Below are 25,664 nucleotides of genomic sequence, written 5' to 3'. Positions count from 1 at the left end.
TTGCCAAAATACCGCGTTTTTCAGCGCAAGCCTGCTGCCCAAGCTATGCTGACAGGCATCGATTAAGCACCCGTCCGATAAAACAACAGTTCGGTCTGTCCCCGCGGGGTCTGACCGGTTAGGAGCCCGATATGAATCCAGCAATTATTCAACGTCAGTGGTGGCACAACGCCGTCGTCTATCAAATTTACCCACGCAGCTTCAATGACAGCAATGGCGACGGCATCGGAGATATACCGGGGATCATTGCCAAGTTGGACCATATTAAGCAGCTCGGCGCGAAGATCATCTGGCTGAGCCCGGTCTTCCAGTCGCCGATGGACGATAACGGTTACGATATTTCCGACTATTGCGCCATCGCGCCCGAATTCGGCACCATGGCCGATATGGACAGATTGATCGCGCAGGCGGCGCAGCGTGGCATCAAGATCGTTATGGATCTGGTGGTTAACCATACCTCCGATCAACACCCTTGGTTTATTGAATCCAAGAGCAGTATCGATAACCCCAAGCGCGACTGGTATATCTGGAAAGATGCCAAGGCCGATGGCTCCGAGCCCAACAACTGGGAATCGTTCTTTACCCCCAAGGCCTGGGAGTTCGACGTCTCGAGTGAGCAGTATTATTTGCATCTGTTTAGCGAGAAGCAGCCCGATCTGAATTGGGCCAACCCGGAAGTACGGGATGCCATCTACCAGATGATGCACTTCTGGCTTAAAAAGGGCCTGGGTGGCTTCCGTATGGATGTGATTAATATGATTGGCAAGCCGGCCGACTATCCGGATGCGAGCATCTTTGATCAGGGCGTGGCCGGTTGGGAGCATTGGGCCAATAACGGCCTGTGTCATCAATATCTGCGCGAAATGCACGATCAGGTCTTGCAGCATTATGACGTGCTGACGGTGGGTGAAACGCCTTTTACCACCCCCTTGGACGGCCAGTTTTACTCCAATCCAGCGCGTAACGAACTGTCGATGATTTTCCATTTTGAACACGTCAGTATCGACCGTGAAGAGCACAACGCCGTTAAAAAGGATTTTAACCTGGTCGAATACAAGGCCATTATGAATAAATGGCAAACGCAACTGCAGGGCAAAGGCTGGAACAGCCTGTACTGGAGCAACCACGATCAGCCGCGGCCAGTCTCCCGCTATGGTGATGACTCCGACGCGTTACGCAACCGCAGCGCCAAGATGCTCGGCACGGTTCTGCATATGATGAGTGGCACACCCTATGTTTATCAGGGTGAAGAGTTGGCCATGACCAATAAGACATTCCACGCCATCGACGAATTTAACGATCTGATGGCCAAATTTCATTATCAGAAGATGATCGCGCGCGGCATCTCTGAAACCCAGGCGATGGACTATCTGAATACCTTTTCGCGCGATCATGCCCGGGTGCCGATGCAATGGAATGCCGAGCAATACGCGGGTTTCAGCACAACGGAGCCTTGGCTGGCGGTAAACCCCAATTACCCTAACATTAATGCTGAGGTGTCTTACGCCGACCCAGACTCGGTTTTCTATCACTACCAAAACCTGATCAAGCTGCGTGAGAGTGAGGCATATGGGGATGTGTTGGTCTACGGCCAATTTGAGTTGATCGATCCCGAAGATGCCGAGGTTTTTGCCTACAGCCGGACCTTCGGCAATAAAAAGATATTGGTGATTGCGAACTTCACCGGCGCGGCACTGACCCGACATTACCAGGCCGCCGTCCAGCAGCAGGTTGTGAATAACTATTCCGATCAGGTTGAACAGGTCCAGTCAGTGCTGCTGCAGCCCTATCAGGCTCTGGTTTTAGATATAAGTTCAGACTGAGGCCGTTGCTCGGCAGCCGTCCCAGCCGCTATTGTTGGGGCTCGGGCGGCACTGCGGACAATCAGGTTTAATGGTACTTTACATTTATCTAATATAAGGTTATTTTCGTGTTTTAACTCACAGACGAGATTGACTCTATGGCCTACACCGAAAAATTCCAACAGCTTGCCGACACCGCCCGCGCCTCTGTCCAGGAAGTCATCCCGGCTCAGGTCGATGAATTGATCGCCAGTGGCGCGGTCGCACTGGATATTCGAGATAAGGAAGAGCACGATGCCGATCACATTGATGGCTCGGTGCACATCAGTCGCGGCAAATTGGAAATGAATGTCGAAGGGTTAATTCCGGATCTGACCACCCAATTACTCTGTTATTGCAATGCCAACAACCGTGGCGCCTTGTCGGCGGCTACCTTGCGCAACATGGGCTATGTCAATGCGCGCTTTATTGCCGGCGGCCTGATCGGCTATCGCAAGCTGGGTTAAAGTCATCGGCCTGAACGCAGTTTTTATCAGGCAGTCGCGTGAACTGCCTGACGATTTAATTTGCAGGCTTGCCCGTGCCCCCAAATCCCTTTACCTACCAGAAGATGCCCTTGGTAATTTGGGCCTCTAAGTTTGTGTCCTCATTATCAGACGATCGGTCATACCGGCACCGAGCCACATAAACAGCAGCGCAGTCCAGGATGTCAGTGACAGCACGGCACCACCGGTGACCCCAGCACCGACCGCACAGCCCCCCGCCAACATGCCACCGAAGCCCATCAGGGGCGCGCCGATGAGATAGCGAATCATACCGGTGTCAGCGGTAAAGGCTTCCAGTTGGAATTCCTTGGTTACAAGCGACGCCAGCATGGACCCCAGAAAAACGCCCGGTACCAGTCCGGTCCCGAAGTTAAGCGGTAAAGTCGGCGACGTAATCACGGCCATCAAGGTATCGGCGGAGGGGCCAGTGAAGGTGACCGATTGGATCTTGACGATTTCATACGACCAAGAGGCATGCCAGCTGGTCATCAACCAGCCCAGCGCGATTGAACATCCGGTGAGCAGCGAATAACCGATCACCTTGGTAGAGAGGCGATTGCGTAGGGTAATCAAAATGCTAAATGCCATAAGCAGTAGCGAAACCAGAAACGGCGCACCATTGGGCAGATAAAAGGCTAGATTTCGGACATTGCCGGAAATAAGCCACCAAGCAGTAATCCATTCGCGCAGCGGTGATAATATGCCGGTATAGGCCGCTTGCGCGATAATGGTGACTATTAGGCCGGTGGTTAGGGCGCGCATATTCCCGGTCGCCGACAGCACCAGCAGTCGGCTGGCACAGCCTCGGGCTAAAATCATGCCTGCGCCAAACATCAGGCCGCCCACGATCGCGCCGGAAAGCGACCCAGTACCGGTGAGTTGGCGGATCGAATCGGGCGATAGAGTGCCGAGACTGAACTGCAACTGGGTCAATACCAGGGCGGTTGAAAAGACCAGCAACCAAATGGCGACCTTAGGACCCAGGTGAGCATGCCAAAACTCGATGGTAGCAGCACGCAGACAAAATCGGCTCTGTTGCGCCGCGACACCAAATAGCAATCCAACGATGACACCAGTCAGAATTAGGAGGTTATCGTCCCCGAGCTGTTCCAGAAAGTCAGTCATCTAAGGGCCCTGTGCGAGGATGCGAACGGTTAATGCGAAGGACCAATATAGCACGTATATTATTATTTACTTATTTAGCGGGGGCGAATATTCGGATGCACGGCTGGGGTCCGTGTTTTTAGGTCTAGGTGACATAAAAAAGGCGCCCATTCAGGCGCCTTTATTTATAACTACAAACCGCAGTCGCACTGGGCGATCGGGGCGCTTTATTGGTTGCGGTATTGCCGTTCTAGTACCACGGTAACAGCCAAAATAACCAATAAAAACAAGCCTGGAACCGCATTGGCTATCGGATCACCACTGAGTATATGCGACGCTACGGCACCCACTAACGCCACTGAGAAACCTGCATAACCCCATTGGCGCAGCGTATCGGAGACCGGCTGGAGTATTGCAGCGATGCCAATCAGATAGGCGACGCCGAGTATGGTCATTAAAAACAGTGGGTATCCCATGGCATCAAACGATTGCACCAGGGCTGGATTGGTTGTCAGCTTGGCCATTGCGGTCGCCGCCATGGCCAGTGAAAACAGTCCACTGAGCGCATAGAAGCTTATTTTAATTTTGTTCATAGTTTGAATCCTTATTAGGTTAGCTCCAGCTTATCTATTTTAAATTAGCAGTGATACGATAGTTAATGCAAAGTTAAATTGCATAATTGCAATATTTCTACCTAGAGGTACTGGATATGGACTGGAATGATTTAAAATATCTCATCGCAGTAGCCGACTCCGGTTCGCTTAAGGCCGCGGCCAAACATCTGGGCGTAAATCATACGACGGTGTGGCGGAAAATGCAGAGCCTGGAGGAACACTTAGATTGCCAGTTGTTCACGTCGAGCCGCAGCGGTTATCTGTTAACCGAGCCGGGTGAGGCCATCTTAGCCGACGCTCGGAGAATGGCCTCGTTGGTGGGCAGCATACATTTTCAGTCTCAGGCACGGCTCACCGAAATACGTGGCCTGATTCGCATCACGGCACCGGGTGAAATCGCCTTTGAGTTACTGCCCTCGATTATCGCCGAATTTCAGTTGAGCTATCCGAAGGTTGAGTTTGAAATTTTGGAAGATGTTCGCTCATTGAATATTTCCAATCGTGAAGCCGATATCGCAATTCGGGCCAGCTCGGCAGTACCCGACAACCTGATAGGCCGCAAAATTCGCGACGTGCATTGGGGTCTCTTTGCCAGTCAGGAATTTATTCAGACGCATAATATTAATTTCGAATCAGGAGATTATGTGTTTGATGGACTGCCGGTTATACCCTATCGGCTGTTCGCTTCACCGGCGGCGCGCTGGTTTAATGAAAAGACATTGAATAACCCGCGGCCGGTTGCAACCAACCGGATCATCGGTGCTTACCAGTGTGCCCTGCAGCATTTGGGTATTGCTTTGCTGCCAGAGTTACGCTCTGAGCCGCTGCAGGAACTCTATCGATTACCGGCCCAGTTTAATTCCCAGGTCTGGTTGCTCGCCAATAAGGACTTGCGCAATACCATCCGAATTAAAACTTTTTGGGATTTTTTGCAAACCCGACTGGTGGACTATTTTCCCGACACCCCCTAATGGCAGAGACCCGATGCAGTAGCCGCCTAGCCGGTTATTATGTGTCGCTTGTTAGGCACTGGTTTTCTTGCGCGCACGTTTCTTTTTACCGAATACCTTAGCCGTCCCCAGTCCTTTCAATTGCGTCGGCACCACACTGCGACTGGCCAATGTCATAGCTTGCAATTGTTCAGTCAAGGGGTCCATTAGGGCCTGGTATTGGCCACGCCCTTCGGCGATGGCGGTGAGTTGGGCCTCCCACTGTGCCGTCATATCGGGTGTCGTCGCGACATCGGGCAAGGCGGTGATAAAGATACGCCCGGTATCGGTGGCAACAATGCTCTTGCCCTGGCGCAGCAGAAAACCGCGCTTAAACAACAGCTCGATGATGCCGGCGCGCGTGGCTTCGGTGCCTAAGCCATCGGTATCCTTAAGAATCTTGCGTACCGCCGGATCGCTGACGTGTGCTCCGATCCCAGTCATGGCCGCCAGCAGTGTGGCGTCGCTGTAGGGCTTGGGCGCACTGGTGGCCTTCTCCAGCAGATCGGCCTGCAGCGAGCTCAGCAGCTGCCCCTTGGTCAGGTTGGGCAACAGCTGGTCAGCGTCCTCAGCCGGATCGCCAGCCTTGGCCGAACGCTTCGGAAACAGCTGCTTCCAGCCCTCAATCTTGGGTTCTATCGCCTTGGCGATAAAGCTACCGGCCGCAATGCTGACCTCAACCTCTGTGCTGGCAAATTCATAGGGCGCCATAAACTGGATCAAATAGTTACGACTGACCAGGCCATAGACCTGACCCTGTGCCTTACTGAGGCCGCTGTGTCGTTTCAGTGTTGGGATGATGGCGTGGTGGGCGCTGACCTTGGTGTCGTTCCAGGCGCGAGATTTTTGCTGCAAATTAAGCGGCAGGGTGGCAATGGCCTGGCCGTTGAGCTGGCCCAGGTTGTGCTCGATGGCGGCCACCACGGTGGCCGCCTGGCTGTGATGCTCGGTGGGCAGAAAGCGACAGTCCGAGCGCGGATAGGTGATCAGCTGGTATTTTTCGTACAACTCTTGGCAAATATCCAAGGTTTGTTGTGCGCTCAGGCCGAAGGCCTTGCTGGCATCGATCTGCAGAGTCGACAGACTATAGGGCAGCGCCGCAGACTGCTTTTTATGCTCGCGTTGCAGTCGACTCACGGTGCCAGTTTGGCCACTGATCCGGCGCGCAACATTGTCGGCTAACGCGCGCGACAAATTGCGCCCTTGCTCATCGAGATAGGGCTGGCAGGCCGCGCTCGGTTGCCATTTGGCCTTGAAGCGTTCGCCGGTTGCTGTTGCCAATTGGGCCCAGACTTCATAAAAGGGATGGCTGACAAAGGCTGCTATCGCCAGATCGCGTCGGACCACCAAACCCAAGACTGGAGTCTGCACCCGCCCGACCGACAACACCCCCTTATAGCCGACTTGCTGACCTTGCAGCGTATAGGCGCGGGTTAGGTTGATGCCATAGAGCCAGTCGGCTCGGGAGCGCGCCAGGGCGGAGGTCGACAGGGGGATAAAGTCTTGATTGCGGCGTAAGTTGGCTACCGCCTGACTGACCGCGGCTGGATTGAGATCATTGATCAGGCAGCGCTGAACCGCAGCTTTTTTATCGCCCTTGACGCCTAAAAAGTTGATCAGTTCATCGACCAATAACTGGCCTTCTCGGTCTGGGTCGCCGGCATGCACCAGTGAACTGGCCTGTTTAACCAGGCTGCGTAAGACGCCCAGTTGCTTGCTGGTGTTGCGTTTTGGCGTCAGCAACCACTTTTCAGGAATGATCGGCAGATGCTCATGCGACCACTTCTTAAAGGCTGGGTTATAGGCCTCAGGCGCCTGCAACTCGAGCAGGTGACCGATGCACCAGCTGACCGTATCGCCATTGGCGGCGGTAACAAAGCCCTCACCTTTTTTCAGAGGCTTGGGCAGGACCTCGGCAATGGCTCGGCCCAGGCTGGGTTTTTCCGCAATAAAGAGACGCATCAGAGGCTAAACCGCAACTAATTAACTGTATTTATATACAGTAATCTATTGTCGCGCCTTTTTGAAGGCCTGAATCTCTTATCAGGCACAATTTGCGCCGATACTCCGGTGGACAGGCTGAGTCAGCTTGGCCCGGCGCGCCGAATAAAGGGTTGCCTCCAAACCCGTAAGCCCTAAACTGCGCACTTGCCCCCCCATTTTCTAGGCCAATCCAGCATATGAGCACCCACCCTGATAAGCGCTATAGACCTCGGTCGAGACGCTGGATCTCCCAGCTTCTGTTCCTGTTCGCCGTCGGTGGACTGGCACTGGGGTATCAGTTCGGCTGGTTACCCAAGGGCTTGGTGTATTTCTATGGCGCGGCCAGCCTGGTGACCTTTGTAGTTTACGCTTGGGACAAGTATGCGGCCAAAAAAGGTTGGCGGCGCACATCGGAGCGGTTGCTGCACCTGTTGGCGCTGCTCGGGGGTTGGCCTGGGGCATTGTTGGCGCAACAGTGGCTGCGGCACAAGACGATTAAAAGACGTTTTCGGGTGGTCTTTTGGCTCACTCTGATGATTAATCTGGGGATACTGTTTTGGTGGTTGTTCAAGCCTTAGGTCATGCGCGCGTGCGCGTCAGCGTTCGCTAGCCGGCCCATCGGGCCCAGAAAAGACCGGTTGTACTTTAATGTCAATGTTTCATACTTGCGCCAACCTAAACTTTTCGACCTTAAATAGGATCTTGTTATGCGAATTATTGTAGTGGGTGGGGGCGCCGGCGGCTTGGAGCTGGCAACCAAGTTGGGCCGACGCTATGGCAAAAAAAAGCAAGCCGAGGTAACGCTGATCGATCGCAACAATAGCCATCTGTGGAAGCCGCTGCTGCATGAGGTCGCCAGTGGCAGCCTGGATATGGGGGTCGATTCTCTGAGCTATAGAGCCCATGCTTTTAACCATCATTTTCGTTTTAAGCTCGGTTCCCTCAGCGGTATCGATCGCAGTGAAAAAACCATCACCCTGGCGCCACTGAGCGATGATGAAGGTCAGGCGGTACTGCCCGAACGCACCCTGAACTACGATATTCTGGTGCTGGCCCTGGGCAGCGTGACCAATGATTTTGGCACCCCTGGCGTGCGCGATAATGCCATTTTCCTCGATGCCCCAAGCCAGGCGGAACGCTTCCACCGCAAGTTGTTGAACGGCCTATTGAAGTTGAATGGTCGGGCGCAAAGCGATGCCGATGCGGTTTACCGAATCGCCATTGTCGGAGCCGGTGCTACCGGCGTGGAGCTGTCGGCCGAATTGCACAATACCTTTAATATTATGCGCGCCTACGGCCTCAGTGAACTGAAGTCGGAACAACTGAAAATATCCTTGATCGAGGCTGGCCCGCGGATCTTGCCGGCATTGCCGGAACGTATTTCGGCCTCGGCGCACAAGGAGTTGGTGGCTCTGGGTATCGATGTCAAGATCAATACCCTGGTTGCCCGGTCCGATCCGGGTGCCTTTGTGACCAAAGATGAGCAGGTAATTGATGCCGATATTCTGGTCTGGGCGGCCGGCATCAAGGTGCCCGACCAGTTTGCCGCCATGTCCGATTTGGCAACCAATCGCATCAACCAATGGCAGGTTCGACCCACCCTGCAGACCACATTAGACGATCATATTTATGCCCTCGGTGACTGCGCCTCCTGCCCGATGGCGGACGGTAAGACCGTGCCACCACGCGCCCAATCGGCGCACCAGATGGCCAGTCATGTGTACCAAAATATCCGCCTGCAATTGGCCGGCGAAACGACCTTAAAAGCCTATGTCTATACCGATTATGGATCCTTAGTAAATCTCAGTCGCTATTCGACGGTCGGCAGTCTGATGGGCAATCTAACGCGTGGTACCATGTTGATCGAGGGTCGTATCGCTCGGTTTATGTATGTCTCCCTCTATCGAATGCATCAACTGGCCTTGCACGGTTGGTTTAAGACCGGTCTGCGTATCCTGTCTGATAGTCTGAATAAGGTGCTACGTCCGCGCCTAAAACTGCACTGAGCGAGCTGCTGCGCCGGCGGCAAGCGGCTAAGCGGTGGCGGTCGTTTGGGCAATCCGGTCGACCAGGAAGTCGACCGCGCTTTTAATCTTAGGCACCAGGTAGCGGTGTTTTTGATAGAGCAGGAATACCGACGCATCAGGGTGGGAAGTGATGGTGACGCTCGGTTGCAGGTCGAGCAAAATCAGTTCGCCGCGCGCCAGATAGGGCTCGGTCACCCATTTGGGCAACAACACTATGCCTGCGCCGGCGAGGGTCTGCGCCATCAACCAGGTGCCATTATTGGAAATGCCCACGGCCGGTGCCGAGACATCCTGCCATTGCTGGTCGAAGTAGCTGAGCCAGGGGGTGGGTCCCGTCGGAGTACGAAAATAGAGTCCGGCATGCTGTCGCAGTTCGGCAGGATGGTCGGGCACGCCAACTCGGGCCAGATAGGCCGGTGCGGCAACCGCAAAGAAACGATTATCGAGCAACTTAATGGCTACCACGCGCTCGTTTGGAGCATAGCCCCCGCGGATCGCGATATCGATATCATCCCGGTTCAGGGTCGACAATTCATCGGTCAAGCTGATATCCAAGATGACCTTGGGGTAACGCTTGGCAAATTCGTCCAACAGGGGCAGCAGCATGAGCTCACCGAAACCGACCATTGAACTAATTCGCAAGATTCCCATCGGCTCCGTCTGATAGGCGCGCACCGATTCATTGGTTTGCGCCAATTGGGCCACCAGGGGCCGAACCTGCTTTAAGTAGTTCCGACCCACCTCGGTGAGCTTGACCACCCGAGTCGAGCGCTGGAACAGGTTGGCACCGAGCTGTTGCTCTAAATCGGCAATACGGCGCGAGACAGACGAGGCCGGCACGGAGAAGCGCCGCGCCGCCTCGGTAAAGTTGCCCGTCTCGGCGACGGCGATAAAGTAGTTCAACGCCCTTAATTGGTCCATTGGACCTCCATTGTTGTTTTTTAGACAATAAATATTCGCTTATATTGCTGTTTATCTGATTATTTATCTAGGTAATACTGGTTGCAACAGTTCGGCCGGCATCGAGCCGCGCGGGCTGAGCCCCTTAACCCAGTAATCTTGGAGAAACCCTATGTCGACTTACACCGCAATCAACTTGGTCAAACGCCCTTATGGCGCCGCCATCGGCCCTGAACTGTTTGAAGTTGTACACCTGCCAATACCTACCCCCGGAGCGGGCGAGTTACTGATTAAGCACACCCATATGTCGCTCGATCCGGCTATGTTGGGCTGGATGAGTCCGGCCACCGATAGCTATATTCCGCCGGTCGATCTGGGTTCGGTGATGCGCTCGTCCGGTTTTGGTGTGGTCGTTGAATCGAATCACCCAGACTTTGCCGTCGGCGATCAGGTCCAAGGTATGTTCGGCTGGCAGGAGCGGGTGCTCAGCAACGGCACGGGCCTGACCAAAATTGACGCCACGTTGTCGGCCGAACTGGTGCTCTCGGTGCTGGCCTTGCCGGGGCTTACCGCGACGCAGGGCCTCTATCGTATTGGTCAACCTAAGGCGGGCGAAACTCTAGTGGTGTCGGGAGCGGCCGGTTCGGTCGGCTCGATCGTTGGCCAGTTGGCCAAGGCTGAAGGCTTACGGGTTATCGGTGTCGCCGGTGGTGCTGAGAAGTGTGCTTGGCTGATCGATGAGCTGGGCTTCGATGGCGCCATCGATTACAAAGCAGGCAACCTGAACGATCAGCTCGAGGCGCTGACCCCCGATGGTATTGATATCTATTTTGAAAATACCGGCGGCGAGATTCAAAATTTGGTCTTTGCGCGCATGAATGCCCATGGCCGAATCGTTGTCTGCGGCCATATCGCCGACTACCTGACGGCTACGCCGGCACCGGGCCCGAACTGGATGAATATTATCAAGAAGCGCCTGACCATTAAGGGCTTCACCATGCCCGATCATTTTCAGGATGCACCAGCTCTATTGGGTTTGCTGATGCCTCATCTGATGGCCGGCAAAATCCAATACCGAAGCCATGTCTTGGACGGTTTGGAATCGGCCATGACCGGCTTGAATTTGTTCTTTAGCGGTGCCAATGAGGGTAAGTTGATCGTTCGACTGTAACCTTTCTCCAAGCTTGCGGCGCGGCCAACCAGTTAGGGTGGTCGCGTCGAGGGTTACTCAAGCTTCGGGTAGCGTTGTGACCAGCGCTTGCTCGGGTTCTAGAGGCAGGGAAACGGATTCAGTTGAAATAACCGTAGATGGGCAAAACGCTGATGACCACGACGGCCCCAATGAGCAGCCAATAGGTGATGAAAATCACTGGGCTGGCACGCAGCAGCTGCCACAGCGTCGGCACGCGCCCGGCGTTGACGTCCTCGGTATACTGGTCGCGCATGGCTCGGCTGTGGCCAACCTGAAACTGCTCGATCAACTCACGCGCGCGAGTAAACTCCTCATCGGTCTTGACCCATATGGCCGCAACGGAGATACCCCAGCGGCCGGCTGTGGTTTCATAAAAATCTATTTCCTGATCGACCAAGAGCGACCGAACCAGGTCGGCTTCTTCAACCGGAACATTATTGAGGCGAAAGGCAAGTTTGGCCATGAGGAATCCAGCATAACAAATTCAGGGCATCATACCGTTAAACCGGAAACAGACCAATTGCTGGTCTGTTTCAGAAGAGCGAAAGTCGGTCGCACGGCGCCCTAAACAGTCGATAGCATAAAGATAAGGGCCATTAGGCTCGCTGTACGCTTGTGGCCGCATCCGCGCGGCTGGGGTCCGCGACGCGGATGCGAATCCTGAGCACCAGCAATGCCGATACCATGGCAATCACGCCGGTCACCAATAGCACCAACTGATAGTTGCCATTGAGATCATAGAGGTTGGCGCCTAATTGGGTGGCGAGAACCGCCCCTATCTGATGGAACAGCCAGACAAAGCCAAAGGCAAAACCCTTGATCTCCTTGCTGAAGATAGTCAAGGACACCACCGACGTGCCGACCACCGTACCCATAAAAGACAGGCCAAAGACCGCCGCGAAGAGCAGAACGCCAAGCTGGCTCGGCAGTGCGAAGAGAATGAATACCGCCACCGCACGCAACAGATAAAACCCCGATAGCACCAGGCGAGCCGGATAGCGATCACACATAAGACCCGCTGCGATGCCGCCAATAAACTCTGCAACACCCAGTACGACCAGACTCAGGGCAATAAAATTGGCGCTTAAGGCCATGTCCTTTAGTTGTGCCACCAGGTGGATATCGACAAAGGCCATAGTGACGCCACAGCCTAGAAACCCTAAAGAGAGGTAGTAGAAGTTGGCATTGGTAAAAACCCTGGCCAAGCGTTGCCGGAACCTCTCAGGCACAGCTGGCTCCGGTTGATCAGCGACCGGTACCTGGCCAACAGCACTAAAACGCAACACGACAATCGCCAGTAGGGTCAGCGGCAGAACAAACACCAAGCCGGTGGCCAAATAGATATCCCGCCAACTCAAGAACGCCTCGAGATACAACCAGAGCGGTGCCAGAAACACAAAGCCCAGGGCCGCACCGTTGGTCACCAGAGCATAAATGAGCCCCCTGAGCTTGGGTGCGTTGATCTCCTCGACCAACACGCCCAATGAAACATAGGAAATGGCCGTATAAGCGAAGGCCGCGCCGATGCCATAGAGCAATAAGAAGGACGTAAAACTCTGGGTCAGGGCCATTAACAGAAATAGCAGCCCGCTGAAAAACAGGCCACCAATGATTGTGTGTTTGGCACCGATTCTATCGGCTATATAGCCGACAATGGGCGAGCTGATGCCAAAGACCGCCATAAAGAGCGTACCAGACCAGGCAAATTCACCACGACTGAGGCCAAAATCGTCGGACATTGCCACAAAGAAAACTTGGTATGACGTTTTAATGCTGGTCGACAACAGGGACACCAGAATCCCGAAGCCAACGATTAGCAGTAACAGAGCGTGCCTTTTTATCAGAGTCATAGACTGCCTTGTTTGGGTTTAGAGTGAATGAGCTGAATTTGCCGTTCTAATATTTGCCAAAACGACTCGATAACGCCTGCTCGCCAGCGCCGTGATTGAGGGATGAAAATTTCTTTTAGCCGGTCGGCAGACTGGCGATGTGGCTGCTCTCCTCGGTTATGCCAATAGTGGTAATTTTCAAGCGCCAACGCACAAAGAACACTCAGACCACCTCGAGTCCCATACTCCAATGTAATTGCCTTATCGGGCTCGGGTAATCGACTTGACAGAGTACCTCTGAGCTGTGAACTGATGCTGACATCATTGGCGGTATGGACGAGATTGCAATGCTTGAAAAAGCGATGATTGTCTTGATATTGCGCACTCGATTTCTGTGCTTCGGACAAGATATAGGCTTGGCCCCGCTTCCCCAAGCCGGTATGAATATCCATCAAATACAAAGAATTTGATTGATACTTCACCAACAGATCTTGCCAGAATTGCGCAGACGCGGATGCAGTGGTTCCACCAAAAAAAAGATCACGTTCGTTTTCATATTGCCCTGCCGTAATTAAACTTTGCAAAGCTGCTTTTTTCCCCTGGATGATTTGCCAAACCAACATGAGAGAAAGTTTTAGGGATTGGTAGCCATTTGAGGTCTTGCGCAACTGCCGAATAACAGCATGCTCCCGATTTTTGTCTATTATGGCTGTTGGCCTTGAAGTCAAAAAATTTCGGTTGATATCCACATTATATTCATTGCTACGTCGAAAATATGAAAAGCCAAAGGGATTGAGGGCATGCACCAGCACAATTCGACAATTTCCCAATTTCAAAGCATCGATCTGATCCAGCACTGCAAGTTGGCAAGCCGACCCAGCAAAACCTTCTACGCCATGGGTGCCGCTAACAATAAACAGAACGTTGGAACTGCGTGGATCGCCCAATTCAACCGTGTCCGCAGTCAATGCCTCGCCGGCTACACCCTTGCCGGCAAAGGTGTAGGTGGTCACTACTAGACCCCGGACCTGAGCTTTGCTGTTGAAGCGGCTTCGGGCCTCGACATAGGAACTCGAGAAATAGTCACTGCGCTGAGCACAATTCATGATCATTCTAGGCCGCCAAAATCGCGGGGCAATGGCGGTGGGCGACGCCGCTATACATATTCCAAAAGAGTTGACAGGTATGGTTTACGGCAAAAAGTGCCTGATCTTGGAGATCTTTAGTCGTGCAAATATCCGTGACAAGGTTTAGGCCCTCATTAACATGGCCAATATCTTCTTTTTGGTGAACGGAGAAAAACAATAGGTCCTGCTCGGTTAAACCATAGAGCTTACCCAGTATCTCATGCCTGGCAGCACCCGCTCGAGTTTCCAAGTTTTGACCTTCGCTTGCGATCATGACCGCCGCGGCACCGATATGATATTGGCTACGGTCCTTTACGGCGGTCATTCGATAGTCTATTAATGCCTGGGTTTCAGGGTACGCCTTGGCAGCATCGCGTTCTGCATCGGAAATCCCTAACGCCCTAATAAAATTTTCCATCAGAACGACGTGGTTTCGCGTTTTAGAAATCCGACCCGTCTCCTCTTCAAATAGGTTAAACAACAGTCTCCTTTTATGCTTAGCCAGCGGGCAGTAAAAAAACAGATGTTCGACGTATTCTAGGAAGTGTTTGGTGAGCTGATAACCTTGTAATGCCATGACTTTCATTAGTGCCAGGTTACGCTCGGGTTTTACCAACTCGCCAATGATCGGATGGTCTAAGGTAAGATGATTATGTAAGTCAGATTCTAATTTCAGTCGAAACTCGCTGGGGCTATGCGCTTTGTTCATGATTTAGCTCCTTAAATTGGCCTGTTATATCCGTTTGGGTTAGGTGTACTAGGGCATTCTCAATATCCGCAAGAAGATCGCGACTGTCTTCTAAGCCAACTGACACTCTGATTAGGGTATCGCTAATACCAAAAATGTTTTTTTGCTTCGAGGTCAAGCGACCGTGGGTAGTGCTCGCAGGATGAGTGACAAGGGTCTTGGTATCGCCAATATTGGTACTATTGGTGATTAACTCCAGGCGATCAATAAAGCGCCATGCCCGGGCCTTGTCCCCCTTGAGCTCGAAAGAGACAATGCCACCGTGGAGGTTGTTGGCGTGTTGTTTGAGTGCCAAGTCGCGCTGTGGGTGATCGTTCAGGCCAGGGTAATAAACTGTGTCAACATAAGGGCTATTGGTCAGATATTGCGCTAATTTTTGGGCGTTTTCGGAGTGCATCCGCATACGAATATCAAGAGTTTCAAGGCTCTTCAATACAATCCAGGCGTTAAAGGGGCTAATGCAGTTACCCTTGGAACGCACGATGGCGCGCATCTGTTCGCATACGCTCGCATCGCCTAAGACGACGCCGCCGCCCACACGGCCTTGGCCATCGAGGAACTTGCCGGCAGAATGAACCACAATATCGGCACCAAGTCCAATGGGTTGCGTCATAATGGGCGTGCCCGAGGTGTTGTCGACTACGACCAGCGCGCCATGTTGGTGGGCTTTAGCACTCAGTCGCTCTATGTTGGTCAGCCTCAGGTTTGGATTGGACGGGGTCTCAAAGAACACCAAACGAGTTTTATCGCTAATTTTATTCTGCCAGTTTTTTTCTTGGCTCAAGTCGACAAAATCGATAGAAATGCCCCAAGTATTGTAGAAATTAACAAACAAAAATGCAGTTGTGCCGAATACATTTCCACCCACGACGACCTGATCCCCAGGTCTAAGATAGGCCATAAGGACCGAGTCAATTGCGGCCATGCCTGAACTAAAAGCCACGCCACCATAGGCATTTTCCAATGCGGCGATGCGCTGCTCAAACGCGCTCACGGTTGGATTTGAAATTCGGCTATAAACATGACCTATCGACCTGCCCGCAAATTTCTCTTCGGCATCTTGTGCGCTTTCAAAAACGTAGCTACTGGTTAGCGCCAGCGGTTCGCAATTAACCGTCGAGGTATCAATGGCTGCACCTTCACGTATCGCCAGGGTGGCCAGAGACAGTGTCCTTCTGCTTTTACTGATCGTCATTGGAGCTCCCTTAATGGTATCGGTAGTTACCGTGCATGCAGATCCTCGATACGCGCTGTCATAAACAGTCCTGCATGCAGTTTTCCTTGGTAGTGTGAATAGTCGGTTAAACGGCCGTAGGTTTCAAAGCCCAAAGCATGCCAAAGTTTGGCGCTCGGGGTGTCCTCTCTAACGTCAAAAATAAACCGCGTTACCCCCATGCTGGTGGCCTTCTGACATACCTTTCTCAGGCCCATTTTAAGCAAGCCCGCGCCTCGAAATGTAGGCTCAATAATCACTTTACTCAGTTCGGCTATATGACATGACGTCTTATGGGCGATTTGAGTAACCACAACAACGCCTGCGGCCCGCCCAGACATTACGTCGTCAATTAATAGGATATGAATAATATGATTGTTCAGTTTTGCCCCCAAGTGAGCCACATAATCGGCGATCAAGGCGCTGTCGGATTCACCAAAGCCGAGCATGCCATCATCAGCAATACTGGCCATGAGTAGATGTTCCAGTTTAACGGCGTCTTGCGGCTGTATTTCCGTCAGCCATCGATATTGAAGGTCCATGGTCATCCTTAAAATTGTGTCGATGGCGGATATGCATTTAGTCCGCCTTTATTCCCTTATCAGAAACATTACAAACCCAGTTCTCCTTGGGGCCATAGAAATGTAACTGAAGCCTTGATCAAACCGGGCTTGTACCTTCGTATGAGCGGAAAAATGACAGGTAAGTTTTGTGAAATATTTTTGTCAAAATTCACATTATCTCAATAAACTTTAGACCTACTTCACAAAAAGCTCACAATTTCGGTTATAAATACATCAATAAAAAGTCTAAGAGCATGCTGAGGCTGACTCGAAGCAGGATGCTGCGCGGGGGTTTAAATCACCGGCAAAGTCTATAAACTCTCAGTGAAATGTGAGTTTTCACTCAGAATAGTGCCCAATTATTAAGGATCCAATATGAGTTTTAGATCGAAAACTGTTCGTCATCTGTCCATTGGTTTGTTAATTACCGGTGCCGGGTTGGCCTGGGCCCATAACGGTGCAATGGGGATCGTTAAGGACCGCATGGATGCTATGAGTAGCATGGCGGAGTCGGTTAAGACGTTGAAGCCGATGATGCGTGGCCGGACGACATATAACGCCGAGACGGTGCAGACGGCGGCGCAATCCATAGCCCGCCTGGGCGGGGTCCATCTTACGGAGATGTTTCCTGAAGGCAGTTTGACCGAGGCCAGCGAAGCGAAGCCCGCCATTTGGCAGCAATGGTCTCAGTTTGAAACCTATGCCCAGGAATTGACGCTGTATGCCGATGGCTTGGCCGCGTCTGCCGCCAATGAGGTATCGCTTAATGATGGGGTCGCGGCAATCGAAGGCTCAAGTCAGCCCATGACCGTTGAGCAACTGGCATTGATGCCCCCGGCGGATGTTTTCGGTCTTTTGACTAAAAACTGCGCCGGCTGCCATAAGACGTTCCGCAGTAAAAAGTAATGATGGCGGCGGCTGTTTTTGGCCGCCACGCCCAAGCTGCAAACTAAAAACGGCGGCAACAATCCGAACCCGTCTACTATTCATCCCAACGTAAAATCTAACAAAAAACATAACGCGCGTTAATTGATAAAACAAACCCCCCCTTAAAATCGATCTTTTATGTATTTTATTACAAAAATTCTTGCCTTATTCGGCAATAAGTAATACTTTAATGACTAACACGCGTTAGCAATTAAAGCAAAAAAGGTCAGAATATGATGTCAGTCCCACATAGCACACGCACATCGCCTTATGCCTATCTGTTTATTTTACCGGCGCTGATAGGTTTTTTGGTGTTTTATGCTTGGCCTGCAGCACGGGCTGTCGCGATCAGCTTTACCGACTGGAATCTGCTCAGCGATTCAACTTTTGTCGGTTTCGACAACTATCTAGAAATGTTTCAGGACGAGCAGTTCCTCAACGGGATGAAGCTATCGGGTTACTACGTGCTACTGAACATTCCGTTGCAAACGGCATTAGGCCTGTTTCTGGCGGTGGCGATGGACCGCCTGACTAAGTCGATCTTTGTTAAGGCGACGCTGTTACTGCCCTATTTGATGTCCAACGTATTGGTCGCGATGGTCTGGCTGTGGATGCTCGATCCAATATTGGGAATCATCAATGCGCTGGTCGACACTCTCGGGCTGAGCACTCAGGCATATTTGGGTGATCCCGACCAAGCGTTGGTTTCTGTAGCCGCCATCAATATCTGGCGCCATATGGGTCTGGTCGCGATGTTGTTTTTGGCCGGGTTGCAGACCATTCCGCGCTACCTCTACGAGGCGGCCGGTCTAGAGGGGGCCTCAGAGTGGCAGATGTTCCAGAAGATTACCCTGCCGTTGCTGCGCCCAGTGATGGTCTTTGTTTTGGTGACAAGTGTGACCGGTTCTTTTCAAATTTTTGACACTATAGCGGTAACAACCTCGGGCGGACCGCTCGATTCAACCCGGGTCATCGTCTACTACATAGTTCAAAACGCTTTCAGCTTTTACAGGATGGGCTATGCCTCCGCTATGTCGGTAACGCTATGCGCCGCAATGCTGCTGTATACGCTGTTTCAAATGCACATTATGAGGGCTTCCGAAAGTGACCTTGCTTAATAAATTGACGCCGGCACGCATTGTTGCCTGGGTGGTTCTGGTTTTGATGTTATTGGTAACGGTGTTTCCGCTGGTCTTCGTGGTGAAAACCTCGCTGGTGCCGGCGAGTGATCTCTATACCACCTCGACTGACTTGCTGCCCAGGCATGCCACGCTGATTCATTATAAAAAAGTACTCGGCATGTTGAGCACCGAGGAGTCGATTGCGGCCGGTGGTTCGGGTGCGAACTTTAATATTTCACAGTCGCTAATAAATTCAATTTTGTTTACCGGCATTATCGTCATTGCACAGACCTTTAACTGTGCCCTGGCAGCCTATGCCTTTGCCCGCATCCCTTTTCGCGGGTCGAAAGTTTTGTTTGGGTCGTTCGTTGCATCGATGATGGTGCCCGGGGTAGTTACTATGATTCCGAATTTTATTTTAATTCGCGATTTGGGTTTATTGAACTCAATGGCAGGCATGGTTGCCCCGTTTTTTTTAATGCACGGTTTCACAGTGTTTTTTCTCAGGCAGTTTTTTCTGTCCCTTCCTAAAGAAATCGAAGAGGCTGCTTGCATTGATGGCGCAGGCCCCTTCGTTATATTTTTTAAGATCGCTCTGCCGCTAAGCTGGGCGCCCTTAATGACGATTGCAACGCTGACAACTATTAATATGTGGAATGAGTTTCTATGGCCGTTTTTGATCGGTAAAGAAGCCAGCATGCATACCTTGCCTGTTGCCTTGCAATCGTTTAAATCGCAGACCCCTCAAGGTCAACCGGACTGGAGTGGGCTGATGGCGGCAACCGTCATTGCCACCATTCCAACCGTTGCTATGCTGTTCTTTTTTGGACGCAGGATTGTCGAATCCGTGCAGTTCACTGGTGGTAAGTAAACTAAAATAATGGAGTAATAACATGAAAATAAAAACAATGGCTTTGACTTCTTTAGCGCTGGGTATCGCATTCCAGGCCAATGCTGGCGAGGTAAAGTACGTCTTATGGGATTCCAACCAACTGCCAGCTTATGAGCAATGTGCAGTGGATTTTACCGCTAAGAACCCAGGCATTAATGTCGCTATAACCCAGTCCGGTTGGGACGATTACTGGACTGCGTTGTCGACCGGATTTGTGTCCGGTACGGCGCCAGATGTGTTCACTAACCACCTGGCAAAATATCCTGAATTTGCTAAAAACAAACAGTTAGTCGATCTTAGTGAATTGGTTAAAAAAGATAGCGTGAATACCTCACAATATTCACCCGGCCTGTACCAGGTTTGGGGCAAAGATGGCGCACAGTATGGTCTCCCGAAAGATTGGGATACCATCGCTATGATCGTCAACATGGATATGGCGCGCAGTGCGGGTGTGAGTCTGAACGAACTCAATAACATGACTTGGAACCCACAAGACGGCGGCAGTTTCGAGCAAGTTGTGCGCAAATTAACGGTCGATAAAAATGGCAATAACGCCGCGACCGGTGCTTTTGACAGCAAGAATGTCGAGGTGTTCGGCTATCAGAATCCCGGTTCGGGCGGCATGATGGGGCAAACTGAATGGAGTCACTTCGCGGTGTCCAACGGCTTTAAATATCAGGATTCTGCTTGGAACGGCAAGTTTTACTACGATTCTCCAAAGCTGGCTGAAACCTTGGCCTATCTGACCTCTATGGCCACGAATGGCTTATCGGCTGACTTTAAAAATTCCCAGTCACTCGGTGCCGATGCGATGTTTATGGCCGGAAAAACGGCGATCGTGCCACAGGGTTCTTGGATGATCACCCACTTCGCTACCAATTCTACGTTTGATTATCAGTGGATACCCCTGCCGGTTGGACCCACAGGCAAGCGTGCTACCATGTTTAATGGTTTGGCCGATTCTATCTGGAGTGGCTCGAAGAACAAAACCGAAGCTTGGGAATGGGTTAAGTACCTAGGCTCAGCAGATTGCCAAAATGTTGTCGCTGAACGGGGTGTGGTTTTTCCTGCGATTAAAGGCATGGCCGAAAAAGCCATTGCTGCTCAAACGGCGCGCGGCATCGATTCTTCTGCGTTCTTAACCATGGCCAACAGCAACACTTTCCTAGCGCCAATTGCCAACAACGGTGCGCGGATTAACGAACTGGTCAATGGCGCGATCGAATCGATATTACTGGGTAAGGACGACGCTCAGGATGCCTTGACTAAGGTAAATAAAAAAGTATTGAAACTGAACAAGTAACTAACCCTAGGCTTACCACAGACTAAGCCCATCATCTCGACCATCCACTGCCGCTGACCACTGCGGCAGTGGACTTCTGATAGGAAGCGCCAATGTACTCTCCTCCAAAAATAGTTTTAATCGGTGCAGGCAGCACTGTTTTTACCCGGAATTTGCTCGGCGATATCTGGTCGATCCCAGCGCTGAGAGATGCCCATATTGTGCTCCACGATATTGATGACCATCGCCTGGATTTATCCATGGCGGTGGCTTTACGACTCGCCGAATTGCTCGGTGTGCAACCCAAGATTGAAGCGCAGGCCGACCGTCGCGTAGCCCTCGAAGGTGCCGATTTTGCGCTCAACACCATTCAAGTGGGCCGGTATCGCCCAGCCACGGTACGGGATTTTGATATACCCAAAAAATATGGTCTGGAACAGACCATTGGCGATACGCTCGGTATTGGCGGTATTATGCGCGGTCTGCGGACTATCCCAGTAATGCTGGACATGTTGCGCGATATGGAACAGGTCGGTAGTGATCGCCTGATCCATTTGAATTATGCCAATCCTATGGCGATGATTACCTGGGCACTCAATGCCTCCAGTGATAAGGTGAAAACGGTTGGCCTGTGCCACAGTGTTCAAGGTACCGCTCATGAATTAGCCAAAGACCTGAAGATCCCCGTACAGGAAATTGATTACAAATGTGCCGGTATTAATCACATGTCCTTCTATACCCGATTCGAACATAAGGGTCAGGATCTTTATCCTCAATTAAAGGCATTAGCCCAGAGCGGTCAAATACCGGAATGGAACCGGGTGCGGTATGAAGCCATGATGCAGTTTGGCTATTTTCCGACCGAGTCTAGTGAACACTTTGCCGAATATGTGCCATGGTTTATTAAACCCGGTCGTGAAGATCTGCTTAAAGAGTACTGTATCCCGTTGGATGAATACCCGGGCCGTTGCCAGGTGTATGAAACAGCCTGGCCCTTTATCGAGAAGGAATTACAGCACCCCGGATCACAATCCGTTGAGGCGCTAACCCAGGCTGTTCTAAACAAAAACATTAAGGTGATGCCACGCGAAATACAAAGCGTGGCCCATATGTTAACCGGCCTGAGCAATGTTAAGCGCTCTGTAGAGTTTGGCAGCACCATTATCAACTCAATGGTGACCGGTGAGCCGAGCGTCATCTATGGCAATGTACTCAACAACCGCTTGATCGACAATTTGCCAGACGGTTGTTGTGTCGAACTGCCCTGTTTGGTGGATCACAATGGTGTGACCCCGACTCGGGTTGGCAAGTTGCCATCACAGTTGGCGGCGCTGATGCGCACCAATATTGGGGTTCAGGAAATGGTCGTCAATGCGGTGTTGGAACAGGATCGGAATCACATCTATCACGCAGCGATGCTCGATCCGCACACCAGTTCGGTGCTCGATATTCGTCAGATCCGTGCCATGGTCGATGAGCTGCTCGAGGCTCATCGGGACTATCTGCCCGAGTATTTTTATTAGCGCTGGCGGGGTGAGCCAATGTGTGCGTACAATCTCTGATCTACCCGAATACGCTTGACGTTACGGGGATCTAATAAAAAGAGAGCTAAAAGTTATGCGAGCAACCAGTGCTCAGGTCGCCAAGCTTGCCGGTGTATCCCGCACCACCGTGTCGTTCGTACTGAATGATGTCGAAAAATCTGGTATCAGTCAGGCCACTCGTGAGAAGGTTTTGGCAGCAGCGGCCCAGTTGGGTTATGAGCCTAACGCCGCAGCACAATCTTTGGCGTCGGGCTCCTTTGCCTCGATTGGTTTGGTCCTGCCGGAGATTCATCATCTCTACATAGACTCTTTTCTGGCCCGTGTCGTTGCCTCAGTTTTGGAAGAAGCCCACCTGAACAACATGAAACTGCTGATCGAATCCACAGCTGACGAACAGACCCGCGGCTACACTAAGTTGGCTAAAGGCGGCCGGGTCGACGGGCTGATCGTGGTGAACCCGCGTGAAAACGATTACGACGAGTTGGCACAGATCAATCAACAGATAATGCCCCTAGTGGTCTTCGGTAGCCAACGGCGTAGTGCTGAAACCGCCTCCGAGTTTAGCACCACCGGCAGTAATAACTTTATCAACGCTAAGCTGGCTGTGCGTCACCTTATCGGTTTGGGCCATGCACGCATTGCGCACATTGGTTTCGCATCATCGGCCTTTGTCAGCGTCAACTCGCGTGAACGCGGTTGGCTGAGCGCACTGGAGGAGGCTGGGCTCAGTGGTGAGGGCCTAAAAGAAAGTGCCGAACTGAGTGCCGAAAGTGGTTATGAAGCTTGCCAGCGATTATTGCGTGGTAAGAAATCCTTTAGCGCAATTTTTGCCGGGAATGATACCGTTGCGTTCGGTATAATCAAGGCGCTGACAGATCAAGGGTTGCGGATTCCGGACGATGTCGCCATCGTCAGTTACGATGATACCCCCTTAGCGGCATTCGCGCCGGTGCCGTTGACCACTATTAAAACCTTCCCTGAAGAGCATGGTCGAAAAGCGGTGCGGATACTGCTCGATCACCTCAGCGGCAATCTCGAACCCCACCACCACCGGATGGATTCACATCTGATTATCCGTGATTCCTGCGGCGCCTCACGCGGCTAGGAATCTCTGCGGTCAATAGACGCCCAGATCGACACCACATTGGACCGCTCCGTCGAACGACTGTTTAACTTCGGCTACCAGTGCTTCCGGTGTTTCGCCCCAGAGCAGCAGGTGGGTCAGGACCAACAGTTTTGGCCGCACTCGCTGGGCAATTTCGCCCAGCTCAAGCCCCGAGGTGTGCATATGGCTGTGATACGCCTGCCAGTGCGGCGCACGGCGCGCAAACCCGGCGGCGGAGTAGACTTCATGAATCAGCAGATCGCAGTCTTGCCATAGATCATAGACTTCGGGGCAGGGCGCGGTGTCGCCCGAGACGACAATGGTGCGTTCGGCCGTGGTGAACTTATAGCCTAAGGGCTCCCAGGTGGTACCGTGTTCAACACCAAAGGCCTCGACCAAGACCCGATCATCTTCAAAGACGATTCCGGCATCGATCTCGAACGCCTGAGCGCTGCCGCCGGTGGCGTTAATCGGTTCCAGACCGCAGGTGCGGGCCTCAACGTCGGCACCATAGGCACTCACCACCTGGTCCACCAAATGGCCTGTGCCCTTGGGGCCATGGACTTGCAGGGGCAAGGCCCGACCCATCACCCAAGGCGAGAAGATTAGATCCGGCAAGCCGACCGTATGGTCTGAATGCAGGTGGGTGAGAAATAACCGATCGAGGTTTTTGACGTCCAAGGCGGCAATGCCTTGGGTGAACGCCTCGTGCGCGCGCCGAACCAGGCCGGCACCGCAGTCGACCAGATAGGCCCGATCGCCGACCGTAATTGCGGTGCAGGGACCCATGCGCAATGGATCCGGGTTGGGTGTGCCGGTACCGAGTAAAATGGCCTGGGTTCGGTTCATAATCATTCTCTACGCAGTGGCGGGACAGTATAGGTTAGACATAGATCGGTGTGGTGAATTTATTGATCGCCCAATAGGCCAAGGCCACCAGCCAAAAACCAAACCACAGCAGCACGCTATTGATTAATACCTGCGCATAGCCATAGCTGGCCACATCGATAAAGAAATAGGGGTAAGAACCCACCAGTGGGCCGCGCACCAGCCAATAGATCAGATAGGCCACGGGGAACAACAAGATTGGCAGGGTGTGGGCCAAGTTCATCGTCTTGCCGCGCACGCTGATAAACCAGAACGTGACGTAGAGCAGAGGTGTCACCCGGTGCAGTAGATTATCGCTTAGTATATCGATGCCCTGCGGCTCCCACGTGTCAGCCAACAGCAGATTATAGACCAGCCCAGTGATGGTGATGTAAACGGCGATGGCGGTCTGTACCTTCATCTGGCTGAGTGTTAAGGCCCAGCTGGTGCGGCTATAAAACAGCTGGCTAGCGGCTAGGACCGCGATGGATATATTACTCAAGATGGTAAAATAGCTCAGGGTGGCGATCAGCTCGGACAGCCAGAAACTCGCGGGCTGGCCCCATAGGCCGGGGAAGTAAGTGGTGGCAAAGCCAGCCAACGAACTGACCAATAAGAGCCAATAGAATCGTTGTTCGGTCGCTGTCATGGGTTGTGCTCCTTTAGGGGGTGGCCGCCGCGGCCATTTAGGCCCAATTTAACGGACTCTGAGCGCGAACAACAGTTTTAATGGCGAGCAGCAGCCAATCCCTGTGATGGGGAACTCCTCAGGCATATGCAAGCAAACTGGAGCCCGTAAATTGACGGACATGCAATAGCCCTACTGTAAGGGCGGCGAATCAGGGCCTGTGGGTGGAATTTTAGCTTGGCGGACTTTGCCACCAGGCTTAGTGTTGCCGCGCGCTTAGTCTGGACCGGACGATTCAGGTCACGCCATAGCGCTCGGCCAAGGCTTGGCACTGCGCCCAAGACACGGCTTTGGCCCAAGCTACCGACTCCGCGATCGCACTCTGTTGCGCTGGCGTGGCCCGCTCGACCCAGTTCGGCTTGTCGGTATCCAGCTTGAGGCTATTGATTTCCGCCATCACCCCGACAAAGGCCATAAAGTCCGGATCGTTTTCATAGGCACCGATTAGGTGGCGCAGCCGTTCGAGCTCTATTGCGCCTTGAAGATAGTGCGCGCTGCCATCGAGCATGGCCTTGGCGGTGACACCAATCAGGTGCGCGGCCTGGGCGTTAGAACTGGTATCGGTCATGGCGGGCTCCGGTTTAAAAGTTAGCTTAGGCAGG

Annotated in this window: 25 protein-coding genes; 12 read left to right on the top strand and 13 right to left on the bottom strand. The window is 52.4% G+C overall.

Annotated features, from left to right (window positions below):
* Window positions 1–131: 131 nt before the first annotated feature.
* On the top strand, window positions 132–1,823 hold the full coding sequence (locus AC4FIC_RS06505; RefSeq protein ID WP_100256327.1) for a glycoside hydrolase family 13 protein: 1,692 nt from the start codon (window positions 132–134) through the stop codon (window positions 1,821–1,823).
* A 137-nt stretch (window positions 1,824–1,960) separates the two neighbouring features.
* Window positions 1,961–2,308, top strand: coding sequence for a rhodanese-like domain-containing protein (locus AC4FIC_RS06500; RefSeq protein ID WP_476194875.1), 348 nt, complete (start codon window positions 1,961–1,963; stop codon window positions 2,306–2,308).
* 126 nt (window positions 2,309–2,434) lie between these two features.
* On the opposite strand, the gene AC4FIC_RS06495 is transcribed toward AC4FIC_RS06500, so the two are convergent.
* Window positions 2,435–3,472, bottom strand: coding sequence for a YeeE/YedE family protein (locus AC4FIC_RS06495; RefSeq protein ID WP_476194876.1), 1,038 nt, complete (start codon window positions 3,470–3,472; stop codon window positions 2,435–2,437).
* Window positions 3,473–3,678: 206 nt separating this feature from the next.
* Complete coding sequence (locus tag AC4FIC_RS06490) at window positions 3,679–4,044, bottom strand: DoxX family protein (protein WP_100256338.1); 366 nt, start codon at window positions 4,042–4,044, stop codon at window positions 3,679–3,681.
* A gap of 116 nt (window positions 4,045–4,160) precedes the next feature.
* On the opposite strand from AC4FIC_RS06490, the gene AC4FIC_RS06485 reads away from it, so the two are divergent.
* Entirely contained in the window at window positions 4,161–5,036 is an 876-nt protein-coding gene (locus AC4FIC_RS06485; protein WP_100256339.1) for a LysR family transcriptional regulator, read from the top strand.
* A 51-nt stretch (window positions 5,037–5,087) separates the two neighbouring features.
* On the opposite strand, the gene AC4FIC_RS06480 is transcribed toward AC4FIC_RS06485, so the two are convergent.
* Window positions 5,088–7,016 (bottom strand): DNA topoisomerase III, encoded by a 1,929-nt coding sequence (locus AC4FIC_RS06480; RefSeq protein WP_476194306.1) that lies wholly within the window; start codon window positions 7,014–7,016, stop codon window positions 5,088–5,090.
* A gap of 218 nt (window positions 7,017–7,234) precedes the next feature.
* Here AC4FIC_RS06480 and AC4FIC_RS06475 point away from each other — a divergent pair, with 218 nt between their 5' ends.
* Together AC4FIC_RS06475 and AC4FIC_RS06470 are read left to right on the top strand one after the other, a co-directional pair.
* Entirely contained in the window at window positions 7,235–7,615 is a 381-nt protein-coding gene (locus tag AC4FIC_RS06475; protein ID WP_100256341.1) for a DUF1294 domain-containing protein, read from the top strand.
* 129 nt (window positions 7,616–7,744) lie between these two features.
* Window positions 7,745–9,043, top strand: a complete 1,299-nt coding sequence (locus AC4FIC_RS06470; RefSeq protein ID WP_100256342.1) for an NAD(P)/FAD-dependent oxidoreductase — start codon at window positions 7,745–7,747, stop codon at window positions 9,041–9,043.
* Window positions 9,044–9,070: 27 nt separating this feature from the next.
* Here AC4FIC_RS06470 and AC4FIC_RS06465 read toward each other — a convergent pair whose 3' ends face one another.
* Complete coding sequence (locus tag AC4FIC_RS06465; RefSeq protein WP_273284534.1) at window positions 9,071–9,985, bottom strand: LysR family transcriptional regulator; 915 nt, start codon at window positions 9,983–9,985, stop codon at window positions 9,071–9,073.
* Between the two features lie 151 nt (window positions 9,986–10,136).
* On the opposite strand from AC4FIC_RS06465, the gene AC4FIC_RS06460 reads away from it, so the two are divergent.
* Window positions 10,137–11,135 carry an NADP-dependent oxidoreductase gene (locus AC4FIC_RS06460; RefSeq protein WP_273284532.1) on the top strand — a complete coding sequence of 333 codons (999 nt, stop codon included), beginning with the start codon at window positions 10,137–10,139 and terminating at the stop codon, window positions 11,133–11,135.
* A gap of 118 nt (window positions 11,136–11,253) precedes the next feature.
* Here AC4FIC_RS06460 and AC4FIC_RS06455 read toward each other — a convergent pair whose 3' ends face one another.
* The 6 genes from AC4FIC_RS06455 to AC4FIC_RS06430 form a co-directional block, all read right to left on the bottom strand.
* On the bottom strand, window positions 11,254–11,619 hold the full coding sequence (locus AC4FIC_RS06455) for a DUF6164 family protein (protein WP_100256345.1): 366 nt from the start codon (window positions 11,617–11,619) through the stop codon (window positions 11,254–11,256).
* Between the two features lie 133 nt (window positions 11,620–11,752).
* A complete protein-coding gene (locus AC4FIC_RS06450; protein WP_100256346.1) occupies window positions 11,753–13,006 on the bottom strand; it encodes an MFS transporter in 1,254 nt (417 codons plus the stop codon).
* The gene (locus AC4FIC_RS06445) at window positions 13,003–14,091 is read right to left on the bottom strand and encodes a DUF2817 domain-containing protein (protein ID WP_227003814.1); all 1,089 of its coding nucleotides are present in this window, start codon (window positions 14,089–14,091) and stop codon (window positions 13,003–13,005) included. The genes AC4FIC_RS06450 and AC4FIC_RS06445 overlap by 4 nt, the downstream gene beginning before the upstream one ends.
* A 7-nt stretch (window positions 14,092–14,098) precedes the next feature.
* Window positions 14,099–14,821, bottom strand: coding sequence for an iron-containing redox enzyme family protein (locus AC4FIC_RS06440; RefSeq protein WP_100256348.1), 723 nt, complete (start codon window positions 14,819–14,821; stop codon window positions 14,099–14,101).
* Complete coding sequence (locus tag AC4FIC_RS06435) at window positions 14,805–16,055, bottom strand: trans-sulfuration enzyme family protein (protein WP_100256349.1); 1,251 nt, start codon at window positions 16,053–16,055, stop codon at window positions 14,805–14,807. The genes AC4FIC_RS06440 and AC4FIC_RS06435 overlap by 17 nt, the downstream gene beginning before the upstream one ends.
* A 26-nt stretch (window positions 16,056–16,081) precedes the next feature.
* Window positions 16,082–16,615 (bottom strand): GNAT family N-acetyltransferase, encoded by a 534-nt coding sequence (locus tag AC4FIC_RS06430; protein ID WP_273284525.1) that lies wholly within the window; start codon window positions 16,613–16,615, stop codon window positions 16,082–16,084.
* A gap of 396 nt (window positions 16,616–17,011) precedes the next feature.
* On the opposite strand from AC4FIC_RS06430, the gene AC4FIC_RS06425 reads away from it, so the two are divergent.
* The 6 genes from AC4FIC_RS06425 to AC4FIC_RS06400 all read left to right on the top strand — a co-directional run bounded on the left by AC4FIC_RS06425 (window position 17,012) and on the right by AC4FIC_RS06400 (window position 23,507).
* Window positions 17,012–17,542, top strand: coding sequence for a c-type cytochrome (locus AC4FIC_RS06425; protein WP_273284523.1), 531 nt, complete (start codon window positions 17,012–17,014; stop codon window positions 17,540–17,542).
* A 254-nt stretch (window positions 17,543–17,796) separates the two neighbouring features.
* The gene (locus AC4FIC_RS06420; protein ID WP_100256352.1) at window positions 17,797–18,681 is read left to right on the top strand and encodes a carbohydrate ABC transporter permease; all 885 of its coding nucleotides are present in this window, start codon (window positions 17,797–17,799) and stop codon (window positions 18,679–18,681) included.
* Window positions 18,668–19,555 carry a carbohydrate ABC transporter permease gene (locus AC4FIC_RS06415; protein ID WP_227003754.1) on the top strand — a complete coding sequence of 296 codons (888 nt, stop codon included), beginning with the start codon at window positions 18,668–18,670 and terminating at the stop codon, window positions 19,553–19,555. Before AC4FIC_RS06420 ends, AC4FIC_RS06415 begins: the two co-directional genes overlap by 14 nt.
* A 22-nt stretch (window positions 19,556–19,577) precedes the next feature.
* On the top strand, window positions 19,578–20,879 hold the full coding sequence (locus AC4FIC_RS06410; RefSeq protein WP_100256353.1) for an ABC transporter substrate-binding protein: 1,302 nt from the start codon (window positions 19,578–19,580) through the stop codon (window positions 20,877–20,879).
* A 92-nt stretch (window positions 20,880–20,971) separates the two neighbouring features.
* Entirely contained in the window at window positions 20,972–22,381 is a 1,410-nt protein-coding gene (locus AC4FIC_RS06405; RefSeq protein ID WP_100256354.1) for an alpha-glucosidase/alpha-galactosidase, read from the top strand.
* A 94-nt stretch (window positions 22,382–22,475) separates the two neighbouring features.
* Window positions 22,476–23,507, top strand: coding sequence for a LacI family DNA-binding transcriptional regulator (locus AC4FIC_RS06400; protein ID WP_100256355.1), 1,032 nt, complete (start codon window positions 22,476–22,478; stop codon window positions 23,505–23,507).
* Window positions 23,508–23,519: 12 nt separating this feature from the next.
* Here AC4FIC_RS06400 and AC4FIC_RS06395 read toward each other — a convergent pair whose 3' ends face one another.
* The 3 genes from AC4FIC_RS06395 to AC4FIC_RS06385 form a co-directional block, all read right to left on the bottom strand.
* Window positions 23,520–24,356, bottom strand: a complete 837-nt coding sequence (locus AC4FIC_RS06395) for an MBL fold metallo-hydrolase (protein ID WP_227003755.1) — start codon at window positions 24,354–24,356, stop codon at window positions 23,520–23,522.
* A 34-nt stretch (window positions 24,357–24,390) separates the two neighbouring features.
* Window positions 24,391–25,023, bottom strand: coding sequence for a Pr6Pr family membrane protein (locus tag AC4FIC_RS06390; protein WP_100256357.1), 633 nt, complete (start codon window positions 25,021–25,023; stop codon window positions 24,391–24,393).
* Window positions 25,024–25,297: 274 nt separating this feature from the next.
* A complete protein-coding gene (locus tag AC4FIC_RS06385) occupies window positions 25,298–25,630 on the bottom strand; it encodes a DUF2489 domain-containing protein (RefSeq protein ID WP_100256358.1) in 333 nt (110 codons plus the stop codon).
* Window positions 25,631–25,664 lie beyond the last annotated feature (34 nt).

Source organism: Reinekea sp. (genome assembly GCF_982785585.1).
This window is presented reverse-complemented; position numbering and strand designations above follow the sequence as displayed.